The 23,057-nt window shown below is 43.0% G+C and carries 13 protein-coding genes; 7 read left to right on the top strand and 6 right to left on the bottom strand.

Translation table 11 applies throughout. The annotated features are described in order from the left end of the window. Positions 1 to 172: 172 nt before the first annotated feature. The 3 genes from ABD769_RS09690 to ABD769_RS09680 form a co-directional block, all read right to left on the bottom strand. The gene (locus ABD769_RS09690; protein WP_344851232.1) at positions 173 to 2,662 is read right to left on the bottom strand and encodes a TonB-dependent siderophore receptor; all 2,490 of its coding nucleotides are present in this window, start codon (positions 2,660 to 2,662) and stop codon (positions 173 to 175) included. 335 nt (positions 2,663 to 2,997) lie between these two features. Then, a complete protein-coding gene (locus tag ABD769_RS09685; RefSeq protein WP_344851231.1) occupies positions 2,998 to 3,279 on the bottom strand; it encodes a hypothetical protein in 282 nt (93 codons plus the stop codon). A gap of 687 nt (positions 3,280 to 3,966) precedes the next feature. Further along, positions 3,967 to 4,248, bottom strand: coding sequence for a hypothetical protein (locus tag ABD769_RS09680; RefSeq protein ID WP_344851230.1), 282 nt, complete (start codon positions 4,246 to 4,248; stop codon positions 3,967 to 3,969). 84 nt (positions 4,249 to 4,332) lie between these two features. On the opposite strand from ABD769_RS09680, the gene ABD769_RS09675 reads away from it, so the two are divergent. From ABD769_RS09675 to ABD769_RS09660, 4 genes are read left to right on the top strand one after another with little or no spacing between them, the layout of a single operon-like run. Beyond that, positions 4,333 to 5,718 (top strand): IPT/TIG domain-containing protein, encoded by a 1,386-nt coding sequence (locus tag ABD769_RS09675; protein ID WP_344851229.1) that lies wholly within the window; start codon positions 4,333 to 4,335, stop codon positions 5,716 to 5,718. A gap of 21 nt (positions 5,719 to 5,739) precedes the next feature. After that, positions 5,740 to 8,820: a SusC/RagA family TonB-linked outer membrane protein gene (locus ABD769_RS09670; RefSeq protein ID WP_344851228.1), complete on the top strand. Its 3,081-nt coding sequence runs from the start codon at positions 5,740 to 5,742 to the stop codon at positions 8,818 to 8,820. A gap of 3 nt (positions 8,821 to 8,823) precedes the next feature. Further along, positions 8,824 to 10,911 carry a RagB/SusD family nutrient uptake outer membrane protein gene (locus ABD769_RS09665; protein WP_344851227.1) on the top strand — a complete coding sequence of 696 codons (2,088 nt, stop codon included), beginning with the start codon at positions 8,824 to 8,826 and terminating at the stop codon, positions 10,909 to 10,911. A gap of 17 nt (positions 10,912 to 10,928) precedes the next feature. After that, positions 10,929 to 11,930, top strand: a complete 1,002-nt coding sequence (locus ABD769_RS09660; RefSeq protein ID WP_344851226.1) for a DUF4973 domain-containing protein — start codon at positions 10,929 to 10,931, stop codon at positions 11,928 to 11,930. 83 nt (positions 11,931 to 12,013) lie between these two features. Here ABD769_RS09660 and ABD769_RS09655 read toward each other — a convergent pair whose 3' ends face one another. Then, positions 12,014 to 13,744: a glycoside hydrolase family 43 protein gene (locus tag ABD769_RS09655; RefSeq protein ID WP_344851225.1), complete on the bottom strand. Its 1,731-nt coding sequence runs from the start codon at positions 13,742 to 13,744 to the stop codon at positions 12,014 to 12,016. Positions 13,745 to 14,258: 514 nt separating this feature from the next. Here ABD769_RS09655 and ABD769_RS09650 point away from each other — a divergent pair. Continuing rightward, complete coding sequence (locus tag ABD769_RS09650; RefSeq protein WP_344851224.1) at positions 14,259 to 14,996, top strand: 3-keto-disaccharide hydrolase; 738 nt, start codon at positions 14,259 to 14,261, stop codon at positions 14,994 to 14,996. An 8-nt stretch (positions 14,997 to 15,004) separates the two neighbouring features. Beyond that, the gene (locus ABD769_RS09645) at positions 15,005 to 16,360 is read left to right on the top strand and encodes a Gfo/Idh/MocA family protein (RefSeq protein WP_344851223.1); all 1,356 of its coding nucleotides are present in this window, start codon (positions 15,005 to 15,007) and stop codon (positions 16,358 to 16,360) included. A gap of 787 nt (positions 16,361 to 17,147) precedes the next feature. Here ABD769_RS09645 and ABD769_RS09640 read toward each other — a convergent pair. Together ABD769_RS09640 and ABD769_RS09635 are read right to left on the bottom strand one after the other, a co-directional pair. Continuing rightward, positions 17,148 to 17,942 (bottom strand): response regulator, encoded by a 795-nt coding sequence (locus ABD769_RS09640; RefSeq protein ID WP_344851222.1) that lies wholly within the window; start codon positions 17,940 to 17,942, stop codon positions 17,148 to 17,150. Beyond that, positions 17,924 to 21,106 (bottom strand): ligand-binding sensor domain-containing protein, encoded by a 3,183-nt coding sequence (locus ABD769_RS09635; RefSeq protein WP_344851221.1) that lies wholly within the window; start codon positions 21,104 to 21,106, stop codon positions 17,924 to 17,926. The genes ABD769_RS09640 and ABD769_RS09635 overlap by 19 nt, the downstream gene beginning before the upstream one ends. Positions 21,107 to 21,379: 273 nt before the next feature. On the opposite strand from ABD769_RS09635, the gene ABD769_RS09630 reads away from it, so the two are divergent. Next, the gene (locus ABD769_RS09630) at positions 21,380 to 22,951 is read left to right on the top strand and encodes a family 43 glycosylhydrolase (protein ID WP_344851220.1); all 1,572 of its coding nucleotides are present in this window, start codon (positions 21,380 to 21,382) and stop codon (positions 22,949 to 22,951) included. Positions 22,952 to 23,057 lie beyond the last annotated feature (106 nt).

Here is a 23,057-nt window from a genome sequence, read left to right as displayed (position 1 = left end):
CGTCAGGACTATAGCCGCCAGGAACAAAAGGGCATAAAAACCAAATACGTTCTGAATGCTGAGGTTTATCCGTTTAAAAGATGCATCTCATTTCCCATTTCATCTTTAAACTCTTATCATGGCCTGGATTTTAATTCTTCGTCATTGTATCTGTTTTACCGTTCAGCTATGTTTATTTAAACCTGTAGGTAATGCTCAACCGTGCATTGCGCGGAACCTCATAGATATAAGTATAGTACGAAACAGACGTTGCAGTTTCAGTTGCCAGCTTGGTATATGATCCCTGCGTCAGCAACCTGCGGTCCAATAGGTTGTTAACTACTGCTGCGACGGTTATTTTACCTTTTTCATAAGAAACGCCTGCGTCAAAACGGTAGTATGAAGGTAACATCAATGGAACGGAAGTTGATCCCGCATAGCGGTCCAGTTGAATCTGGTAACCCGCACTCAATCCAAAACCATTAAATAAGGCACCTTGTTTCTGGTAGCGGTAAGATAACCAGCCATTGGTAATGTGCTTAGCAGAGTTAGGGGTGTGCCTGCCTACCAATTCTGGTTTGGCATCCTCACTTACTGTAGCATCCGTAAGCGCATAATTTAAGACCAGGTTCAATCCACTTGTAATTTCACCGTTTATATCCAGTTCAATACCTTTTGAGATAACCCCACCCAACTGGATCTGGGCATTTGGATTTGCAGCCAGGTGAGCCGGATCCAGGTCGGCGGTTAATACATTTTTCTTCTTGATGCGGAAAGCGGCAGCCGTAACGTTCCATCTTCCGTCAAAGAAATCCTTTTTCAAACCCAGCTCGATGTTATTTCCGCGGATCGGCTTGAAAGGTTCTCCTGCATAGTCCTGACCCGCAACAGGAAGAAAGCTCTGATCGTAAAGTGTATAGGCGCTGAAGTCTTTCGCCAGGGTTACACTCAAACCAGCCCTCGGACTGAAAACATTGTCAGATATTTGTGTAAGATTGGTTTTGCCCACCGTTACCGCATGTGTGAAACGACCGGCTAAAGTTAAACGCACACGTCCATCCAGCATGCGAAGTTCATCCTGCAGGTAAGCGCCGGTATAGGTCAGGTTGGTGGCATATACATTTGATCCTGAACGGTTCTGAATGCTTCGCGACCGGTCGAAGACAGGAATATTGGCAAAAGGAATACCATAAACCGGATTGTAGATATTAAATACAGCATTGTTTGCCAGCTTAAGGTCAGGCTGTTGCACGCTCGAAAAATCACCCCATGTTTTCAGGTTACCCATATCAAGTCCACCTAAAATACGGTGTACAACCGATCCTGTAGCAACATCGCCCATCAGGCTAACCTGTATGTTTTTGTTAATGGCCAATTCCTCACTGATATTGAGGTAACGTTTCATATCGCCATTTGGTGCAATGGTTGAAGGCCACGGTGTACCCCCATCTAAACCATAACGGAGATAAGCAGCCTGGGCATTAATCTTCCAGTTATTATTTAAACGGTGGCTCACATAAAGCGTGGCATTGTGGTCATACAGCTTTGCCGGGTCAAGTGCCGGATCGCCCAGAAAGAAACTGGGATCTGTATCTCCGAAGCCTTTTGGCGAGAAGCCATAAGAGCCCAGTGCCTGCGCCTCTACATGCTGGGTAGTATATTCGGCGGTGATTAATGTATTGCTGTCTACCTGGTAGCTAATTACTGGCGCAATAACGTATTTATCCGTGTAATTGTATTTGTTATAGCTGTCTTTAGTTTGTGCAGCTACATTGAGGCGAAACAACAATTTGCCGTCGCGACTTAATTTACCATCTAAGTCAACAGCGGCGCGGCCCAGGTTATAACCTCCGGCGGCTACACTTACCGAACTGTTGTTCTGCCCCGTAGGCTTTTTGGTTACCACGTTATAAATACCGCCGGGTTCACCGTTGGCCATCATAAAGCCCGAAGGACCTTTTACAAACTCAATACGATCAATAGTTGCCGCATCGTCGGCTAGTGGTCCCCATGGCATTTTTTGGTTCATGCCGTTCCGGAAGGCGGGAATACTCGTGCCGCGCATAAAAATATTGGCATATTGTGCGTCCCAATGGCCTACGCGTACCGTTCCGCTCACATTCCTGGTTACCCCGTCAACAATATCAAACACCTGTTGATCAGCCAGTATCTTACTGGTTACCACCTGTATGTTCTGCGGTACTTCGATCAGGGGAGATTGTAAGCGTAACGAAGAAGACACTTTATCCACTTTATATTTTTTCTTATTCGTGCTTATCTGTACCTCGTCTAACTCTGAACGATTTTCTTTTAGAGAAAAGTCAGCAATTACAGTACCACGGAATGAAACATGTATCTGTTTTTCCTTTGGATAAAGGCCAACTGCCGAAACTACAAGCGTATAATCGCCAACCGGAACACGGCGGATTTGGTATAATCCATCCTCGTCGGTAACCGAGCCAAAGCGGGTGCCTTTCAGCACTACGGTTACATTAGCAGCTACACTACCATCAGCAGTGGTAATCCTGCCTCTTACTAGTCCGGTCTGTTCGTCATTCCGGCTTTGGACAAGGCTATCTGTAGGATTTATACAGTTTCCTGTCAGGTCATTAGCAGAGCTGGCATGGGCTGCAAATATTCCGGTGCAGCACACACTTAAACGTAAAATTTTCTTAAATTGCATTTACTTTTAATTTGATGTTAAAGGTATCAGGGCTTAACGCCCATATCGCCACACGGGGTCGGATCCGTGTGGCATTTTTTTGCAAAGTTAAGTTTATTAAGAATAAATCCAAATAGATGCGCCGATGCTACGGAATCTTATTGCTGAATTGGATTACAAGTGATAGAGATTTAAGGATCGCTCATTTTTTGGCCGAAAGCCCTCCAGGCTCTGCCTGCCTATGAACGGACTCAAGATCAAGCGAAAAGAACTGGTAGCGGCAGCTAAAATTATTTAGGATAGGGAAAAGTTAATGATTGTTTCCGCGGTGTACATAAATGTGATTAGCCAGAATGCTAATGATATTCGAAGGCCAGTTTATCGTTTTCAATAAATAGATAGGTTGTCTGATTGCCAAGATAATTATGTATGGGATATTTGCCATTCATGTTTTTCAGGGATGATATCAGGCTTTTTGTAACCATATTTAGCCGTTGTTTATATCCTGTTCTTTTAGCTTCCATATCCAATATTTCTACTTCATTAATCGCAGCGTCAATATCGTGGCCAAGGTTGTGTATCTTATTTAACAGGTCTAGATACTGGTTAAATTGTTCTTGAATAGTGTAAGTGCTCATATAATCAATCAACGAAATGATCGTCGAAATAGTTTTTTATTTTCCTCAAGTATTTTTAAAAAAAAGGCAGGTTTTGCCAGGAAATATTCACTGGTAAGGAATGAAGCGGAGTGTTAAGGTGCAAGGTTAATCTCCCGTCTAAGCCGGAAATGCCGGTTTTGAAAGCTTTTTATAAGAAAACATTTTGCCCGGTATTCCCGGGTTGCTCAGCATAATTATGTATTCCAGGTTCTAAAGGAAAAAGATATTCTAAGGGCTGTTTTTACATACCATCTGCATTTAAAGCGGCGTATTGTCATCATACTGGGCGTAAAGTTGATACAAATCGACAAAATATTGAACAGATAATAAAATCAGTATTCCTTTACTTTGATTTCAATTAACCAAATAACAAACCTTACTGCAATTTCTTCAACAGGCAACACCATGCTTTTTGCAGTGCCAGATTTTATTATGAGAAAACAAATATTTATTTCAGACAGCTGATCATCAGTACCGTATTAAAAAATCAACTAACCAGGGAAATTAAAACTAAATTTATATGATGCTCAATAATTACTTATCTGTTCTGAATACCTTCCTTGTACCACCAACCGTATCAGAATCCTATTAATCGCTAAAGAATAAAAAGGGGGGCGTTAGGTTTACCAATATTTTCCTGAAATCACCGCTAATTCCGGTGCAACATCAAGTAAAGCTTTTTACAGCAATGTAACAGGTGATTAATGTTTTGATTTTCAGTAAATAGTGGTTATCGTAAAAACGTTTTAGTGCTTTTGGGTATTCCGGGTTAAGGTTAGCAATCATTTTAAGGCAATAGGGTATGGTTTGGCCAATACCGGCAACCGGCATTGCATTTACAAAGCCGAAAGGGAATTGTTTTGCCCAAAAATTTAAAAATATTGTCTTGCCTTGCTTCCTGTAATACCTATAACGGCCCGTTAAATCCCTGTTTTTCAGGAATATCATTGTCGGTTAATACCGCATAACCAGTGGTTAACAATTTAAAATCATGTAATCCCGGCCAGGGCCGGGGAAAAAACATATGTGTATATGAAAACAAAAAACAATGTTAAAACCATGCGCCGGCACATCCACCGGATATTGCTTGCGCTGATTGCACTTTCTTTAACACAGTGTAAACAGGAAAAATTGCAGCAAGAGGATGCTTACGATCCCTCTAAAGAAGTGTTGATCACTGATTTTTACCCCAAACAAGGCGGAGTAGGCAATAACCTGATTATTTATGGCGATAACTTCGGGAATGATATCTCTAAAATAAAAGTCACCATTGGCGGCAAAGCAGCGAAAGTGATCGGCGTAAAAAACAATAGCCTTTATTGCATTATTCCGGAAGAAGCTTATGATGGCGATATTAAAATCACCATAGTTGATGGCAACAACCAGCAACTTGCCCATGCCATATCAAAAGAGGCTTTTTCTTACACGCGGAAACTGCTCGTGTCTACTTTTTTAGGAAAATATTACCAGGTGGCTTCCAACTTCGAAGAAAAAGAAGGTCCGTTTAATGATTGTGGTGCCTTTAAAGGGATTACCTGGCTTACCCTCGATCCGAAAAATCCAAACCACCTCTATTTTTCAGCAGATGTGAACAGTTGCCGGTTAATCGATTTCGAAAAAAAATATGTGAGTTATTTCAGGACAGACCTGGACAGGGTTTCCATAATTAACTGGAGGATTGACGGCAACCAGGATATGATTGTGTCGCACAACCACTCCAGCGATACCAAAAACGGCAATTACATTTTTACCCGTGAATCTAACTTTCTGCAAAAGAAAGCGATAGAAGTTTATGCCCGTGGAGTAAACGGCACCATGGTGCACCCGCAAAACGGCGAACTGTATTATTCAAGGTACCGGGCAGGCGATATCCGCAGGTACGATTTTAATACCAAAGAAGATAAACTGGTATTTTCTAACCCTTACAGTGCTGTTGCCGTTTACATGGTGATGCACCCTTCGGGCGATTATGCCTACCTGGTTGAATATGAAAAGCATTTTATTATGCGCACCGATTATGACCGTGCCACAAAAACCTTTAAAACGCCTTATACCATTTGCGGGGCTGCGGGTACGGCAGGTTATGCCGATGGCATTGGTACCAATGCCAGGTTAAATAGCCCGGTACAAGGCGTTTTTGTTAAAAACCCCGATTATGAAGCTGCGGGAGGAGATCAGTACGATTTTTATTTCTGCGATAAGGCCAACCATGCCATCCGCACATTGACGCCGCAGGGCAGGGTAAGCACCTTTGCCGGGCGGGGCAATAATGGTACAAGCGGTTACGCCGATGGTGATTTACGTACCGAAGCCCGTTTCAATAATCCACAGGCCATTACCTATGATGAAACCCGGAAATGTTTTTACGTTGGCGATACCGGCAACTGGCTGATCCGCAAAATAGCTAAAGAAGAATAATTTATAAACACGCAAAATATAATGATGAGATTTATTTTACTAACCTGCCTCATGCTGCTTGGAATTTCCTTTACCACCCGGGCACAGGAGGTAACTGTTAAAGGGACGGTAACCGACGACAAAAAGCTGCCCATACCGGGTGTAAGCATCTCGGTGAGCAATTTGCCGGGTTTGGGCGCCATTACCGATGGAGAAGGTAGGTACAGTATAAAAATGCCCGCCTACCAAACCCTTGTATTTTCTTATGTGGGTTACGAAAAGAAAGAAGTTTTGGTAAAAGAGCAGCGCGTGGTTAATGTAACCTTAAAAGAATCGGATGCCAGCGTACTTAATGAGGTGGTGGTAACTGCCACCGGCGCCGAAAAAAAGATAGCCATTACAGGAGCCATCACCACGGTAAATGTTGATCAGCTTAAATCCAATCCATCTACCTCCATGGCCGATGCCCTTGCCGGCGTGGTACCGGGCATACAGGCCATGCAAACCTCGGGCCGGCCCGGCAGTATTTCCGAATTCTGGGTGCGCAGTATTTCTACTTTTGGTGCCAGTAATGCAGCTTTGGTACTGATTGATGGTTTTGAACGCGATATGAACGAAATCAATGTAGAAGATGTAGAATCCTTTTCGGTATTAAAAGATGCTTCTGCCACTGCCATGTACGGCAGCAGGGGAGCCAACGGCGTAATCCTGATCAAAACCAAAAGAGGTAAAGAAGGAAAGGTAAATATTAACGCCAAGGTAGAAGGATTTTACAACACGCTTACCAAATTGCCGCAGTTTGTAGACGGCTATACCTATGCCTCTATGGCCAATGAGGCAAAGATTGTCCGCAACCAGGAACCGCTTTTCTCCCGCCCTGAGCTTGAAATACTGCGCCTCGGGCTTGATCCGGATCTGTTTCCCAATGTAAACTGGATGGATGTAGTGTTGCGCGATGCAGCAAAAAGCCAGCGCAGCATGCTTAACCTGAGCGGGGGCGGAAAAACGGCCCGCTATTATCTGTCAGGCAGTTATCAGAACCAGCAGGGCATGTACAAAGTAGATGATGCCTTAAAAGATTATAATACCAATGCCAGTTTTAATAAATATACTTACCGTTTAAGTGTGGATATGGACATTACCAAATCAACCCTGTTAACCGTTGGGGTATCGGGCTCGTTGCGTAAACAAAATGATCCCGGCGTAGGCAGTGATGCCATCTGGACTGCCCTGATGGGCTATAATGCCATTACTTCACCGTTAAGGTATTCGGATGGAAAAATCCCGGCGAGTGATGATGGGGACACTAATCCGGATAATGATATGGACCGTTTCAATCCATGGGTGCAGGGCACCATGACGGGTTATAACGAAAGCTGGAGCAACAATATCCAAACCACGTTAAACCTGAACCAGGGGCTAGATTTTATTACGCGGGGACTTCGGTTTGTAGGCCGTTTTGGTTACGATACCTATAACAACAATTACATCAGGCGTTATAAATTTCCTGAATTATGGAGTGCTAACCGATACCGCAACACCGCGGGCGAACTGGTGTTTAAACGCATAAAGGAAGAACAAAAAATGACGCAATCATCTGGTTCGGACGGTAATAAAAATGAGTTTTTCGAATGGGAAACCCATTATAACCGCAGTATTGCCGCACATAATTTCGGCGCGGTGATTAAATACAGCCAGGCTTCAAAAGTTTTTACGCAGAACATTGGCACCGATCTAAAAAACGGAATTGCCCGCCGCAACCAGGGACTGGCCGGGCGTGTTAATTACAACTGGAACTCACGCTACTATGTCGATTTTAATTTCGGCTACACCGGTTCAGAGAATTTCCATAAAGATTATCGTTTCGGCTTTTTTCCGGCCATTTCGGGTGCATGGAATGTGGGCGAAGAACCGCTGGTGAAAAAACTGGGCTGGGTAGATATGTTTAAAGTGCGCTATTCTTATGGAAAAACCGGTAACGATAATTTGGGCAACATCAGGTTTCCTTACCTCTACAGTTTAGAACAGATGGCGGCAGGGGGTTATAATTTCGGGGATTTCGATTCATCAAACCCATGGACAGGGATCCGTTATTCTTCGGTAGCCTCGCCAAACGTAACCTGGGAGGTAGCCACCAAACAGGATTTAGGGATTGATTATTCCTTATTTCACGATAAAATCAGCGGTTCGGTAGATTACTTTAAAGAAAGGCGGGAAGGCATTTACATGAGCCGGAATTTTCTGCCCGGATTTGTAGGTCTTGAAAACAATCCTTCAGCCAATGTGGGTGAAGTAAAAGCGCATGGCTTTGACGGGAGTTTTACCTTCAAACAGAAAATCAATAATGTCGATTTTACCCTTCGGGGCAATGCCACTTATAGCAAGAATGAAATTATAGAACGCGATGAAGAAAATACCATTTATAACTATAAACTGCAGGAAGGGCACCGGGTAGACCAGGCCAGGGGACTGATAGATTTAGGATTGTTTAAAGATTATGACGATATCCGGAACAGTCCGAGGCAAAGTTTTGGTGCGGTAATGCCGGGCGATATCAAATACAAAGATATTAACGGAGATGGGGTTATTGATGATAACGACATTGTGGCCATTGGTGCTACCACCCGTCCAAATTTTACTTATGGTTTCGGGATGTCTGCAAGCTGGAAAGGCCTTGATATTAACGTGCATTTTCAGGGTGTAGGCAAATCAACCTATTTCATCAACGGCTCTTCGGTTTACATGTTCAGTTTGGGGCAGAACTGGGGAAATATCTTAACTGATATTGCCAACAGTAACCGCTGGACGCTGGGTGTGAATGAAGACCCTGATGCTGATTACCCACGTTTAACCTATGGCCCGAATGACAATAACTACAGGGCATCAACCTTTTGGCTCAGGGATGGTTCTTACCTGCGTTTAAAAACCTTGGATATCGGTTATTCTTTACCCAAAAGCCTGGTAAACAGGGCGCATTTAAACAACGTCCGTTTCTTTTTAATCGGTACCAACCTGCTTACTTTCAGCAAGTTTAAACTGTGGGATCCGGAGTTGGGAAGCTCAACAGGAAAGGTATATCCGCTTAGCAAAACATTATCATTAGGCGTATCAGTTAATTTATAAACAATGAAGAATTTGAAAAAAACAGTGGTGGTTTTAAGCTTCTTAAGCACAATTATAATCATCAATGGGTGTAAGAAATTTCTCGATTCCGATTATCTTTTTGATGAGAGGTTAACCACAGAAGAGGTTTTTACCAATCCCGATTATGCAAACAGGTGGCTGGCACAGGCCTACTCTTTTTTAGGCAGTAATTACATGCAGGAGGTGAGCAGCAAAAAATCGGTGCCCTTTAATTTTGCAGATGATATGTATTATGGTGACGAAAGTGACGGATACAAAAGATGGAAAAACGGGCAGTACACCGAAAATGGCCTGAATGGCGAAAGCAAAGAAATCTGGAATACGGCTTACAAGGGGATCAGGCAGGCTTCTGTTTTTATCAATAACATCGATATCAATACCAAATTTACAGCAAAAGAAATTGCTGATTTAAAAGGACAGGCCCGCTTTTTAAGAGCATATTTTTATTGGATATTGTTGCGCACCTATGGTCCTGTACCTATTGTGCCCAACGAGGGGATAGATTATACCAAAGAATATGACGACATTGCCCAGCCGCGCAGTTCGTATGAAGAATGTGCCGTTTACCTTGCCAACGAGCTTGCAGAAGCGGCCAAAGGTTTATCTACCCAACAGGGCATACAACAGATTGCAAGGCCAACACGCGGTGCAGCATTGGCATTACGGGCCAGGATTTTGTTATATGCAGCAAGTCCGCTGGCTAACGGAAAAGCACCTGCAGATGTTGCTGCAGCCCTGGTAACCAAAGACGGAAAGCCCTTACTTTCGCGTACTTACGATGAATCGAAATGGGCGCGGGCAGCTGCGGCAGCAAAAGATGTAATGGATTTGGGGCAGTACCGCTTGTATGTGGCCTATAAAAAAGCAACCGGCGACGCCGCTTATCCGGCCACGGTAACCCCGCCTTTCGACAGTAATTTTTCTAACAGTGCCTGGCCTTCCGGCTGGAGCGATATTGATCCGTTCGAATCTTACCGGGCTTTGTTTAACGGTACGGTGCCTGCTTATCAAAATCCGGAACTGATTTTTACCCATGGCCAAAACCAGGGCGGGGAAGGGATTAATGTACTGGTATTGCATCAGCTGCCGCGGCTCGAAGGTAAAGGATATAACTCGCACGGGATGACCCAGAAACAGGTAGATGCCTATTACATGAACAACGGGAGCGATGCACCCGGTATGAACAGCATGTATGCCGGGAGGCAGGGTTACGAAGGCCGTTTCAATTCGGCGCCCCGGGCAACAGGCTATGTCAAACAGGAAGAATTGGCCGGCTATCCGGAACTGGGACCGATGGGCGTGGGGGTAAATAAACAGTTTGCACGCCGCGAACCCCGGTTTTATGCTTCAGTTTCGTACAACGGCTCTACCTGGAATTTATTGAATGCCGAAACGGTGAGGGATGAAAAAAGCAATGTGCAGATATTTTATTACCGTGGCGACCCGAATGGCTATAAAAATACCTCTTACTGGCCACGTACAGGGGTAGGTATTAAAAAATATGTGCACCCGGATGATATTAGCAATGTGGCCGTTACGGCATACGATCAAACCCGGATGAAACAAAAAGTAGATCCTGCCATCCGCTATGCTGAGGTATTGCTCATTTATGCAGAGGCCTTAAACGAACTGAATGGTTCTTACAATATCCCATCGTGGGATGGGAGCAGGACACATGCCATATCACGCAATATTCCGGAAATGAAAAGGGGGATCCAGCCCATCCGCATCCGTGCGGGACTGGCCGATTATCCGGGCGATGTATATGCTGATCCGAACAGGTTCCGCATAAAATTAAAAAGAGAAAGGCAGATTGAACTTTTTGCAGAGGGACAGCGTTATTTTGATCTGCGCCGCTGGACGGATGCGCCATCGGAAGAATCGGCTCCGGTTTATGGATATAATGCCTATGCCACCAAAGCACAGGCCGATCTTTTTCATACCGTGGTAGAAACACCTTCTTTGCCTTCTATTTTTACCCTTAAAATGTGGTTCTGGCCTATACACTATGACGAATTAAAGCGCAACAAATACCTCACCCAAAACCCTGGCTGGACAAATCCTGAATAAGATTAACATTTACAACAATGAAAAAACGTATATATCTTCTATTTTTAGTGGTTACAACAGCAATATGCTTTGTATCCTGTAATGATGAATGGGAAAAAGAGCAGTTTGTCCAGATGGCATCATTTAAATCAAACCCGACAGCGCAGGGCGTAACCTGGTGTTACATCCGTTATAATGCCCAGGGGAAATTACGGTTTAACCTGCCTGTTATCATCAGCGGTTCTACCCCGAATGTTAAAAACCGCACCATCCACATCGGTTTAGATCCCGATACCCTGGCAAAATTAAACCAGGAACAATATGGGCACAGGCAGGAACTGTATTTCAGGCAGCTGGATAAAAAGTATTATACCATGCCCTCAAGTATAGAGGCTCCTGCGGGCGTGAGTACGGTTACCATACCGGTTGATTTTACCCTGGGCGACCTGGACCAGGCGGATAAATGGGTATTGCCCCTGCAGATTTTAAGCGATCCATCTTATGATTACCAGGCGAACCCAAACAAATATTACCGCCGGACCATGCTGCGCATTACTCCGTTTAACGATTACTCTGGCGAATACGGCGGTACCCTTTATAAGATATTTTTAGAAGGGGATACCGAACCTTTAACCTTAAATACCCACAGAACTTTTGTGGTGGATGACAAAACCATTTTTCTTTATGCGGGCATCAGGGACATCGATTACCTGGACCGCAAGAACTATAAGGTGTTTATAAAATTTACCGACGAGAAAATTGACGTGCAGAAGAAAAAGCTGGAAATCTGGAGCGATAATACGGCTAATAACAAATTTAAGGTGGGTACAACGCAATCCTATTACACCAGGGATGAGGCCATGGATCCGAAACTTCCTTATTTAAAACATGTTTACACCACCCTTTACCTCTCGTACGAGTTTGAAGATTATACCACCGTACCCGGGCAGAGACTAAAATATAAAGTTGAAGGCACATTGTCCATGCAGCGCGATCTGAACACGCTGATACCGGATGAAGATCAGCAAATTCAGTGGTAAATGAATGATGACCATCGTAGTTATTTGCGATGGTCACTATTTTATTAAGTTAAATCAACTGTTGCTATCCCGCCGACCATTATTTAGTTATTTATCAACTTAAAACTGCTAAAACTTCCTGTTTCTGAGGGATATCCCTTTACCACAATGCCAGCCCTATATCCCATTCCCCAGGGCACATATTTAGCTGCTAAAAAATCTGTGCGATAAAAACTGAGCCATTCTGCCCCCTGTTTTTTATAAAAAAATTCAATCTGTTTGCAATTGTCGCTGATCAGCATTTTCAGCTGTACCGGTGCCGATAAACTTTCTGCAGATGTTTTATGAACCTTATAGGTGCCTTCGAAATTATCAAAAACAGTTAAACCATTTTTCGAAGCCGTAATGCCTATACCGCCAAGCTCACCAGGCCATTTACTTTTAAAAATGGCACCCCCAAGGCAGATGCCTGTTTTAGCTGTACCAGGATTTATCGTTGCACTGATGCTAAAATTTACGGTTTTTATGTACTGACCTAAAAAAGTACCAAGTTCATGATTTTCATCAGATGCTGACAGTTTTAAGCCCCGATCGAAAACCATTAATGGCCTTTGCGATTTAGATGGCCATTGCCAGGCAAGATCCGGTTTTTGATCCTGCTCAAAATTATCGGTAAAGTTAAGATCGGCTTTTGGCCGGTTAGGGAGGGTTGCATTATGCAATACCGGCCAGCCATCAGCGCCCACAATCAATTCCTCAATAATACCTTCACGGCCTACAAAAACATCATAGTTTTTATTAAAGGCATGGTAAAGCATAAACATTCTGTCACTGGCAGTTTTTACCACCGTACCATGGCCCGGGCAGTTCCACTTATCATTGCTCACCATAATCGGGTTGTTGCCGTATTTTTCCCATACGCCGCTGTCCAGGTTTTTTGTTCTCGCAATTCCGGTTTTGTAATTGCACCTGGCATCGCAGCAACCCCCAACCGAGTAAAGGCTGTACACATATTCGCCTAAAGTAAAAAAACAGGCTCCTTCTACGAGTCCCGTTTCCCACGGCTGACTATTGGTAAATAACTTACTTTTTTGCCCGAGCAATTTAGTACGGCTGTCGTTAATTTCCTGTTTCCAGATCCAGCTTTCTTTGCCACAACCATTGCCGTCGTTTTTCCAGAAAGCATAAATTTTGCCGTTTTGCTGCAATTCAAACGCATCTATCGCTCCGCATTCATCTTCGATAATTACAGGGCCATTGTCGGTAAATTTACCGCTTTCAATTTTATCTGCATCAATCCAGGCCGTGCCGCACTGTAAACCCGGGTTACCTTTTGTTTCCCGGTTATGCGCCGTATAATAGGCATAAATCCGGTTCTGTTTTTGATCATAAACCAGTTCCGATGCCCAAAAATTATTCTCGCCCCACTGGTTTTTCATATCCTTAAACCCATCCGGGAAAACATGATTGATCAGTTTCCAGTTTTTAAGGTCTGTTGATTTATAAATGGTAAAATAAGGTGCCCATTCGTTTGTGGTGGAAGTGGCGTAATATACCTTTCCAACCCTGATAATGGAGGGATCCGGATTATCGCCGGGCAAGGCAGGGTTTACCAATAAAGGGGCGCTATTTTCCGCGTTGGAATTTACAGACTGCGTTTTTTTTAACCCGCAGGAAAAAAGGCAAAAGCAGATCAGCAATGCAAATAAGCAAATGTTAAAAGGTTTTTCAGGTGCTGTTAAGGGCTTTTGTGAAGCAGAATCTTTATGATTTTTTGTAAGCCTAACGCCATTTAAAGATTGGTTAAAAAATGCAGATAATCGAAAATTGATCATGTATTCCAAGGTATAATTGTCTTTTTGCTATTTGGTTATTTGTCCGAAAATAAACAATTATATATAGGGAGGGAGGGTTGCTCAAGTAGAGCGACTACATTAAAAGGCAAGATTTATCACGCTTTACGGCGACATAATCTGCTCACTTTTAGCTTCCATCTAAGGAATTTGGTTTGATGTAAATTATTGATTTTTAGGGTGTTGTTTTCTGGTTTCTACATCCGTTGCTATCTTTAAAATACCATTTTTCAAACCGGATATTCGGCTGCTTATCTGCTTTATGATCGGGTAAAATGAGACAAATCAACAATAAATTGAACATATTTTACAAGGTCCATTGGCTTACTTTGGCATAACAACCAATTATAAACTTGTTAAGCAAATCAAATACAAATGCTATGGCCCATCAGCATGGAGATATTTATCAAATCCGATTTTCACTATATGGCTTAAGCACCTGATGCATCCTTAAAACTAAATCTTTAAACACATAAAAAATTACAAATTAAATTCAATGAAAAACCACAGGTTAATTTACATGCTATTATTAGGCATTTTTGCCGTAAACCTAACTTACGCTCAAAATACACTCAGCAAAAGCGAAAAAAAGGAAGGCTTTAAACTGCTTTGGAACGGCAAGGATGCTACCGGCTGGCGTGCCATATTTAAAGAGCAGTTTCCGGCCAAAGGCTGGGAAATGAAAGACGGGATTTTAACGGTACTGGCATCGAACGGACAGGAGCAAGGTTCTGGCGGCGATATTGTGACCCGGGATGAATTTTCGGCCTTTATTTTAAAGTTCGATTTTAAACTTACTCCAGGTGCCAACAGCGGTATTAAATACTTTGTAACCGAAGAAGAAAAAACCAACCTATCGGGCATTGGGCTCGAATTTCAGGTATTGGATGATGAAAAACACCCTGATGCCAAACTGGGCAAAAACGGTAATCGTAAACTGGCCTCTTTGTACGATCTGATTCCTTCAAATAAACCCGCTTCGGTAATTAAACCAATTGGCGAATGGAACAGTGGCGAAGTGCGTGTTTATCCCAATAACCATGTAGAGCACTGGTTAAACGGCGTAAAAGTGGTGGAGTACGAGCGTGGATCGGAAGATTTTAGAAAACTGGTGGCCGGAAGTAAATATAAAACCTGGAAAAACTTTGGCGAAGCTAAAAAAGGCCATATCCTGATACAGGATCATGGTAATAGTGTTTCGTACCGGAACCTTAAAATAAAAACACTCAAATAACCGGCATCATGGAAGAATCGAGAAGAGATTTTATAAAAAAGGCAGCAATTGCTGCTGCGGGTACTTATGTGGGTACTTTTGGGATGTCGGCAAAAAGTTATGCCAATATTATCGGTGCCAACGACCGGGTTAGGGTTGGGGTAGTGGGATTTTCAGACCGTTTTAAGGATACACTTTTTCCATGCTTTCTGAACCACAATAAGGAACTGAATTTTGATATTGTTGCCCTTTCCGACCTTTGGAATTACCGGCGCAATTTAGGTGCTGAGCATATTAAAAACAAAATTGGCCATGGCATAACCTCTTGTAAAAACAACGATGAGCTTTACGCCCTGAAAGATCTTGATGCAGTAATCATCAGTACGCCGGATTTTGCACATGCCTCGCATGCCATAGAAGCGGTTAAAAATAAAAAGGATGTGTATTGCGAAAAACCTTTCGCCGAAACCATGGAAGATGCCCGCGCTGCATTAAAAGCGGTAAGGTCTTCTAAACAGATTCTGCAGATCGGCTCACAACGCCGCAGTGGACAAAATTATAAAGCCGCTGCCGATTTTATTAAAGAGGGTAAATTTGGAGATATTACGATGGTGGAGTTAAGCTGGAATGTAAACCAGCCCGGCCGCTGGCGCCGTCCTGATCTGGTGGCCAAACTAAAAGAAGAAGATACCGACTGGAAACGCTTTTTACTCAACCGCCCGTATGAAGCTTTTGATCCGAGGATTTACCTGGAATACCGCCTTTTCTGGCCCTATTCTTCGGGTATGCCCGGGCAATGGATGAGCCACCAGATTGATACCGTGCACTGGTTTACCGGTTTATCGCACCCACGCAGTGTAACCGCCAATGGTGGTATTTATCAGTGGAAAGATGGTCGCAGGAACTGGGACACCACCACAGCTGTTTTTGATTACGGGCCATTGGACGACCTTACGAAAGGTTTTCAGGTAGTATTTACCTCGAGGATGCACAATGGTGATGAAAAACCTGCAGAGATTTATTATTCGAACGGAGGGGAACTGAACCTGATTACCAATACCATCTCTCCGCATGGCGGTTTAACGGAAAGGGCAGCGGCAGCCATGAAAATGAAGCCAAACCTTTTGCCCGAAATTAAACTTGCTGCGCCATCTGCTGCTGCGGCATCGGCTAATACGGGTGCCGATATATTAAGCGCTAACCATATGCGCAACTGGATGGAATGTATTCGCAGCAGAAAAGAACCTAACGCTCCTGTAGAAGCAGGGTATCAGCACTCTATTGCAAACATTATGACCAACGCCGCAGTGCGCACCGGCGGAAAAGCAACCTTTGATGTTACACGGCAAGAAGTAATGGCAGAAGGAAAAGTATTTAAATATTAGCGCATTACACAACAAAGTGCAAAGGTCTGTGACCGCACATGACGACTTTCTTCCCAAGGTCTGTGACCGCACAGACCTTTCGCATAAATTCATTAGTTTATTTTTTACCATGTAAGGTATTTAAGGGGCATATAAGTTTAATTATTTTCTTAAAAAAGTCGTCACTGCGCGGTAAAAAGCAATCTTAAAGCAAGCGCTGGTAGCAATGGAAGATTGCTTGCCCGAATACCTGGGCAGGCTGTCGGCTGAAAAAGCCTCCCCGCAATGATGACTATCTTTCCAAGGTCTGTGTCCTTATAGACCTTTCGCATAAATTCATTGGTTTAATTTTTACCATATAAGGCATTTGAGGGGCATATAAGTTCAATCGCTTTAAAAGATATCGTAAAGTGAGGGGTACAGCTTGCAACGAATTTTCAGAGATTCAATACTAAGCGATCGTTGGAAGATTGCTTGACCGAATACCTGCGCAGGCTGTCGGCTGAAAAAGCCTCCCCGCAATGATGACTATCTTTCCAAGGTCTGTGGCCTTCTAGACCTTTCGCATAAATTCATTAGTTTATTTTTTCACCATATAAGGCATTTGAGGGGCATAGAAGCTTACTTATTTTCTTAAAAAGTCGTCATTGCGCGGTAAAAAGCAATTCTAAAGAGAATGCTGGTAGCGATCGTTGAAAGATTGCTTGCCCGAACCTGGGCAGGCTGTCGGCTGAAAAAGCCTCCCTGCAATAACGACTATCTTTCCAAGGTCTGTGTCCTCACAGACCTTATGCATAATAAGCATGTATCACCGGTTGGTATCCTTACTCAGCGAATTCATATATTCCTGTGGTGATACTTTAAAATACCTCAGAAAATTTTTATTAAATAAACTCTGAGAACTGTAACCCACCATTTTTGCGATCTCGAAAAACGTAAATTCATTTTGGGCAATCAGCCTGGTTGCTTTTTTTAGCCGGGTTACATCAATAAGTTCCTTTGGTGATAGGGCAGAAATCGCTTTTATCTTGCGGTAAAGTGTCGGGCGACTCATGTGCATATGTTCTGCCAGCTGATCGATATCAAGATAGGGGTCCTGAATATTTTTACGTACATATTCATCCAGCCTTTTTAAAAACGCCTCTTCAATTTTAGAGTTGGCCACTACACGCACATCCTCAAAGGGAGAACTTGCAAAATGAGCCTTTATTTTTAAGCGGTTCTGTAGCAGGTTAGCCACCTGAACACGTAATAACTGTGGCGAAAATGGTTTTTTAATGTATAGATCTGCACCCACTTCAAGGCCTTCAATATGTGCTTTATAGGTGTTTTTAGAGGTTAATAAAATAATGGGAATGTGGCAATATTCTACGTTCGATTTAATGAGCCTGCAAAGTTCAAAACCATCAATGCCGGGCATCATAATATCCGAAATAATCAGGTCTACGATTTCATTGCCTAAAATTTCCTGAGCAACCCCTCCGTTAATTGCCAGATACAATTTGTAGGTGTTACCAAATACCTGCGTTAAAAACTCCAGGATATCTTCATTGTCGTCAATAATTAAAATACTTTCCGTCATATTTATTTTATCTTTTTCCAACTGCTCAGTTTAAATTCAAACTTTTGATGTATAGGTAAAATTAACTCAAAAACCACTTTGTCCGTATCGCTTTCCAATAAGCTTAATGAACCATTATGCAGTTCTGCCAACGATTTTGCCAGCGAAAGCCCGATGCCCGTACCCGGTTTATCTTTGCCATATAACCTGAAAAAAGGTTCGAAAATCTGCGAACGGTATTGCTGGGGGATCCCTTTTCCATCATTGGTAAAAGTAACCGTAAACCGGCTGTCGGTTTCTTCAGCAGTGCTGAGGCGTACGGTTACCCGGCTTGTTCCGTATTTTATGGCATTAGAAATTAAGTTATTGCAAATCTTAATCAGCGCTTCCCGATCGGCAAAGGCAATAACATGGGTTTTGGGCAATTCAAGATCAAGCGCGATATTACTTTTCAGGGCTTCCTGTTTAAAAGCATCCACCTGTTCTTTTAAAAGATTGTTGATATCTGTATTCACGAAATTTAAACCAAACTGGTGCATCTCCGTCTTGCGGAAATCAAGCAGCTGATTGGTGAGTTTGGCCAGGCGGTTCGCATTCTTTTCTACCATGAGCAAACTGCTTTTCAGCGGCTGTTCCGGTGCTTCTTCGAGCATCATTTCCACCGGACCTAAAATAAGCGTAAGTGGCGTCTGTATTTCATGGGCAATATTGGTAAAAAATTCAATCTTGGCCTGATAAATCTCTTTTTCCTTTTCGTGCTCAAATAACTGTAATTTATTAAGGTTTTTGCGCTCAATGTAGCGGTGGTAATAGCGGATTGCCAGAAAAAGTCCTGTTACAATCATCAGCAGGTAACAAATATAAGCTGTAATGCTTTTCCAAAAGGGAGGAAGGATTTTAATAAAAAGGCGGCGCTCTTTACCCGTCCAGCTTTCCACATTGCTTTTTGCCCTGACCAAAAAAGTGTAATTGCCGGGCGATAAATCGGTGAAATAAGCTTTTCTGTTATTGTTAAGGTAGGTGGTGGCCTGATCTACACCTTTCATCACATATTCGTACCTGGTTACCTCTGGTGAAGAATAATTGAGCGCAGCAAATTCGATACTGAAATTATTCTGATTATGGGTTAGCACAATGGTATCGGTATAAGAAATGGATTTGCTAAGCGGACTGTTTTTAATATTGGGAAGAACTTCCATATTATTGATCTGGAAACCCGTAATAAAAGTGGGCGGTGCGGTATCTTTCTGCTCAAAATCTTTCGGGTCAAAAGAAATCATCCCCCTTACCGATCCAAAATACATCCTGCCGTTTGGCGCTTTATATGCCGAACTGAAATTAAACTGATCGGTAATCAATCCGTTTGATTTGGTGTAGATTTTAAACTTTTCGGTCTGCATGTCAAAACAGATCAGCCCCTTAAGTGAGCTTATCCACAAATGTTTTGAGTTATCTTCGAGCACACGGAACAGGATATTGGTCGGCAATCCGTTTTCGGTGGTAAATTTTTTCAGCACTTTCCTGTCTGCACTAAGCCTGATCAGTCCGCCACCTTCCGTAGTAAACCACATGGCTTTGTTGCTGTCTTCAATAATGCCGCATACCGGAAATTCGTGGATGCTTTTGTTGTTAACCTTATCGCCAAAGGTAATGTTGCCGTGTTTACCTGTTTTGGGGTTGAAGTAAAACGCTCCACGGGATACACTTCCTGTCCAGATATTGCCAAACCTATCTTCCCAGATATCGTAAACATAGGAGTTTACCGGAATCGCTTTAATCCGCTTAAAAGTTCTTTTCTTTTGGTCGAAAACAAACAGTCCCGAACCCATATTATAGCCCGTACCCACATAAATGGTACTGTCTTTAGCGCGATGGATGGAAAGCACAAAATCGCTCGTTTCTTCATTTTCTTCGCCAATGGTTTTAAAACGGTTTGTCACTTTGCCTTTGCTGATATCCATAATTTCCATGCCGTGTAAAAATGGCCCAACCAGTAATTGATTGCCCAGAGCAAGCAAGCCATGAATATTAGGGTAGGATACATTTCCGGCTTTGCCATTGGCCGTATAATTGGTAAAAAGGCCGGTTTTAGGGTTGAATTTATTTACGCCAGCATCTTCAGTACCGATCCATAAATTGCCTTTATCATCAGGGCAGATTTCCCGTACCGCATTTCCGGAAATGGAGTTGGTACCCAGCAGCGGGTAATATTTTTCGAACCTCGCATTGTTTTTAGAGAAATAACTCAGTCCGCCAAAATAAGTACCGGCCCACATGCCGCCTTCATTGTCTTTACAAACTGTATAAACCGCATTATCGGGTATAGAATAAGGATCGCCAGACCGTTTACGCAGGTTTATTTTGGCATTAGTGGCCAAATTGTAGATATAAATGCCCGATTCTGTGGCAATCCAGTACTCGTGGTTTTCGCCCGCAGTAATGTCGCGTACATAAATATCAGTATTGTCGCTGTTTTTAAGGATCAGCGATTTAATCTGGCCGGTTCTGGTGTTATAACTTTTTAAACCCCGTTTAAAGCAGCCTACCAGGATATTATCATTCCCCGTTGGAAATATCTTACTAATCGACCGCAGGTTTGCGGGTACATTTTTACCGATTATTTTCACACCCGTTTTAGATCCATCCTTCGGGTTGTAGGTAACCAGTTCTCCATCATCATTCCCCACCAGAATGTTTCTATGTTCATCAATGGCAATACATGCCGCACTTATTTTGAGGTCTGTTACCTTATTTTCTTGCTGCACATATTTAAAAAGAGCCCGGTTTGCTAAAAAGAAGAGGTTGTTTTCATGATCTACCAGAATAGAATTGATGTATTTTTTGAGGTTAGGCCCCAGCGGGGTAAATACCTCTTTAACAGGATCATATTTAAAAATACCACGGCCTGTACCCACCCACAATATGCCCTTTTTATCTTCGGCTAGGCTAACAATGATGTTGTTACCAATGTTTCCGAACCTGCTTTTTTCGTCTTTAAAGGTTTTAAAAGTATAACCGTCGAAACGGTTTAAACCGCCACGGGTGCCCACCCAGATCATCCCTTTTTTATCCTGTATCACCGTATTTACCGAATTATGCGCCAAACCATCATCGGCCTGGTACTGCTTAAAATAATGAGATTGCCCTTCGCAGGTATAAACTGCAAAAAACTGGCTCAGTAACAGGAAAAATAATACAAAACGCATATTCTAGTTAATATCAAATATATATAAATCGCATTGTTGTGTAATCTATGTTTTGGCACCTTTTAATCAGGTTTTAACCGGGTTGGTGTTTAGGTGTTGATTATCAGTTATTTGTGTGGTTTTGGAATGATGATTTGAGACATATCGACAAAAAGATGAACAGATTTTACAGGCATCATTCCTTTACTTTGATTTGAATTTAACCAAATTAATAACCTTGCTGCAAATTCTTCTACCGGCTTTACCAGGCCTTTGCAGTTTTAGTAATTTTTTATGAGAAACAAATTATTGATTCACCTGGCAACCGCTTTGGTGGTTTTAACAGGTTCTTGTCAGAAAGGGCCATCAGGCGAAAGTATGGAAGCAGGCAAAACTGTAAAACTGGCCACCTTAAATGTAATTGCTGCGGCACCAACTTTGGGCACCTTAATTGATGGGGCAATTTACCGGATCCGTGGGATTTCATCTTTACCTGACGGGCCGGTGGTAGAAGTTACGGGTAACTCCACGGCAGAAAATGCCGCCATCCAGCAATGGTCGTGGTTCCCCAACAATGGCCAAAAATGGAAACTCGTAAAAACCGACGCCACTTATTACAAACTGATTAATATTACGAGTAATAAATGCCTTAAATCACCATCAGCAACATCGGGCGATATTTTGCAGCAGGGTACCGATGATGGCAGCGATGCACAACAATGGGCTATTGGCTATACGGGCAGCAACAACGTATTTACCCTTACCAACAAGGCCACCGGGATGAAAATGGCCGTCGACCCTGAAAGCAATACCCCTGGCACTAAAATCAGGCAGAAAACTACGCTGACAGGTACGCAGGGGATGTTCAACTTTCATGATACGAATTTCCAGAATCCACTTATCAATGCCAGCAGGGCCGATCCTTATGTCGCCCAAAAAGATGGTTATTATTATTTTATGTACACCCGCGGGAACAATATCGGGCTGAGAAAAACCAAATCAATGTCTTTGCTTTCTACAGCAGTAGAAACCGTGGTGTGGACGCCCCCTGCAGGTACGCCTTATTCTTCGAATATCTGGGCGCCAGAATTACATTTCCTTTCTGGAAAATGGTACCTCTACTTCGCCGCAAATGATGGTGGCGATGTTACCCACCGCATGTTTGTACTCGAAAATCCGAATGCCGACCCTACTACAGGCACATGGACTTTTAAGGGAAAAATCAGCGATCCCAGCGATCAATGGGCTATTGACGGATCGGTATTGACCATCGGCACCGCAAATTATTTTATCTGGTCGGGATGGGAGAACGTGGCCACCAAATACAAACAGTATATCTACATCGCTCAAATGTCTAACCCCTGGACAATAAGCAGCGACAGGGTGAAAATATCATCGCCCACCAACAACTGGGAAAAATATGAACCGAGCGGTTCTTTGGGGGCGGGTGTTAACGAAGGACCAATTATGCTTAGAAAAGATGCGGGCAGTCCGGTATTTATTATTTATTCTGCCAGCCGTTATAGCAGCGATAATTATTGTTTGGCGCAGATCCAGTTAAAAGATGGAGGCAACCCGATGGTTGCGGCCGATTGGATCAATAAAAAACAGGTGTTTGTTAAAAGCGATGCAAACGGGGTTTATGGTCCCGGCCATAATGGTTTTTTTACCAGTAGTTATACTGATCCGAATGGCGTATTGCATAGCGAAAACTGGTTTATTTACCATGCCCGTAGTGTGGCTGGTACGGGCAATGGATCGAGAACGCCAAGGATGCAAAAGCTGACCTGGAATGCGGATGGCTCGCCAAATTTTGGAACAGCCATGGCCACAGGACTGAACATTCCGGTACCTGTAGGCGAATAGCGATTGCGGCTGTTTACTACGCCTGCTGTGTTAATTATCCCTGTCAATTTGAGATAAAACGACAAAGGAATGAACAGTTTTTGTAAACAGCATTTTTTTACTTTGA

The sequence above is a fragment of the Pedobacter jeongneungensis genome, assembly GCF_039538295.1.
In the GTDB taxonomy this organism is placed as follows: Bacteria; Bacteroidota; Bacteroidia; order Sphingobacteriales; family Sphingobacteriaceae; genus Pedobacter; species Pedobacter jeongneungensis.
The sequence above is the reverse complement of the archived record's forward strand: the minus strand, read 5'-3'. Positions and strand labels throughout refer to the sequence as shown.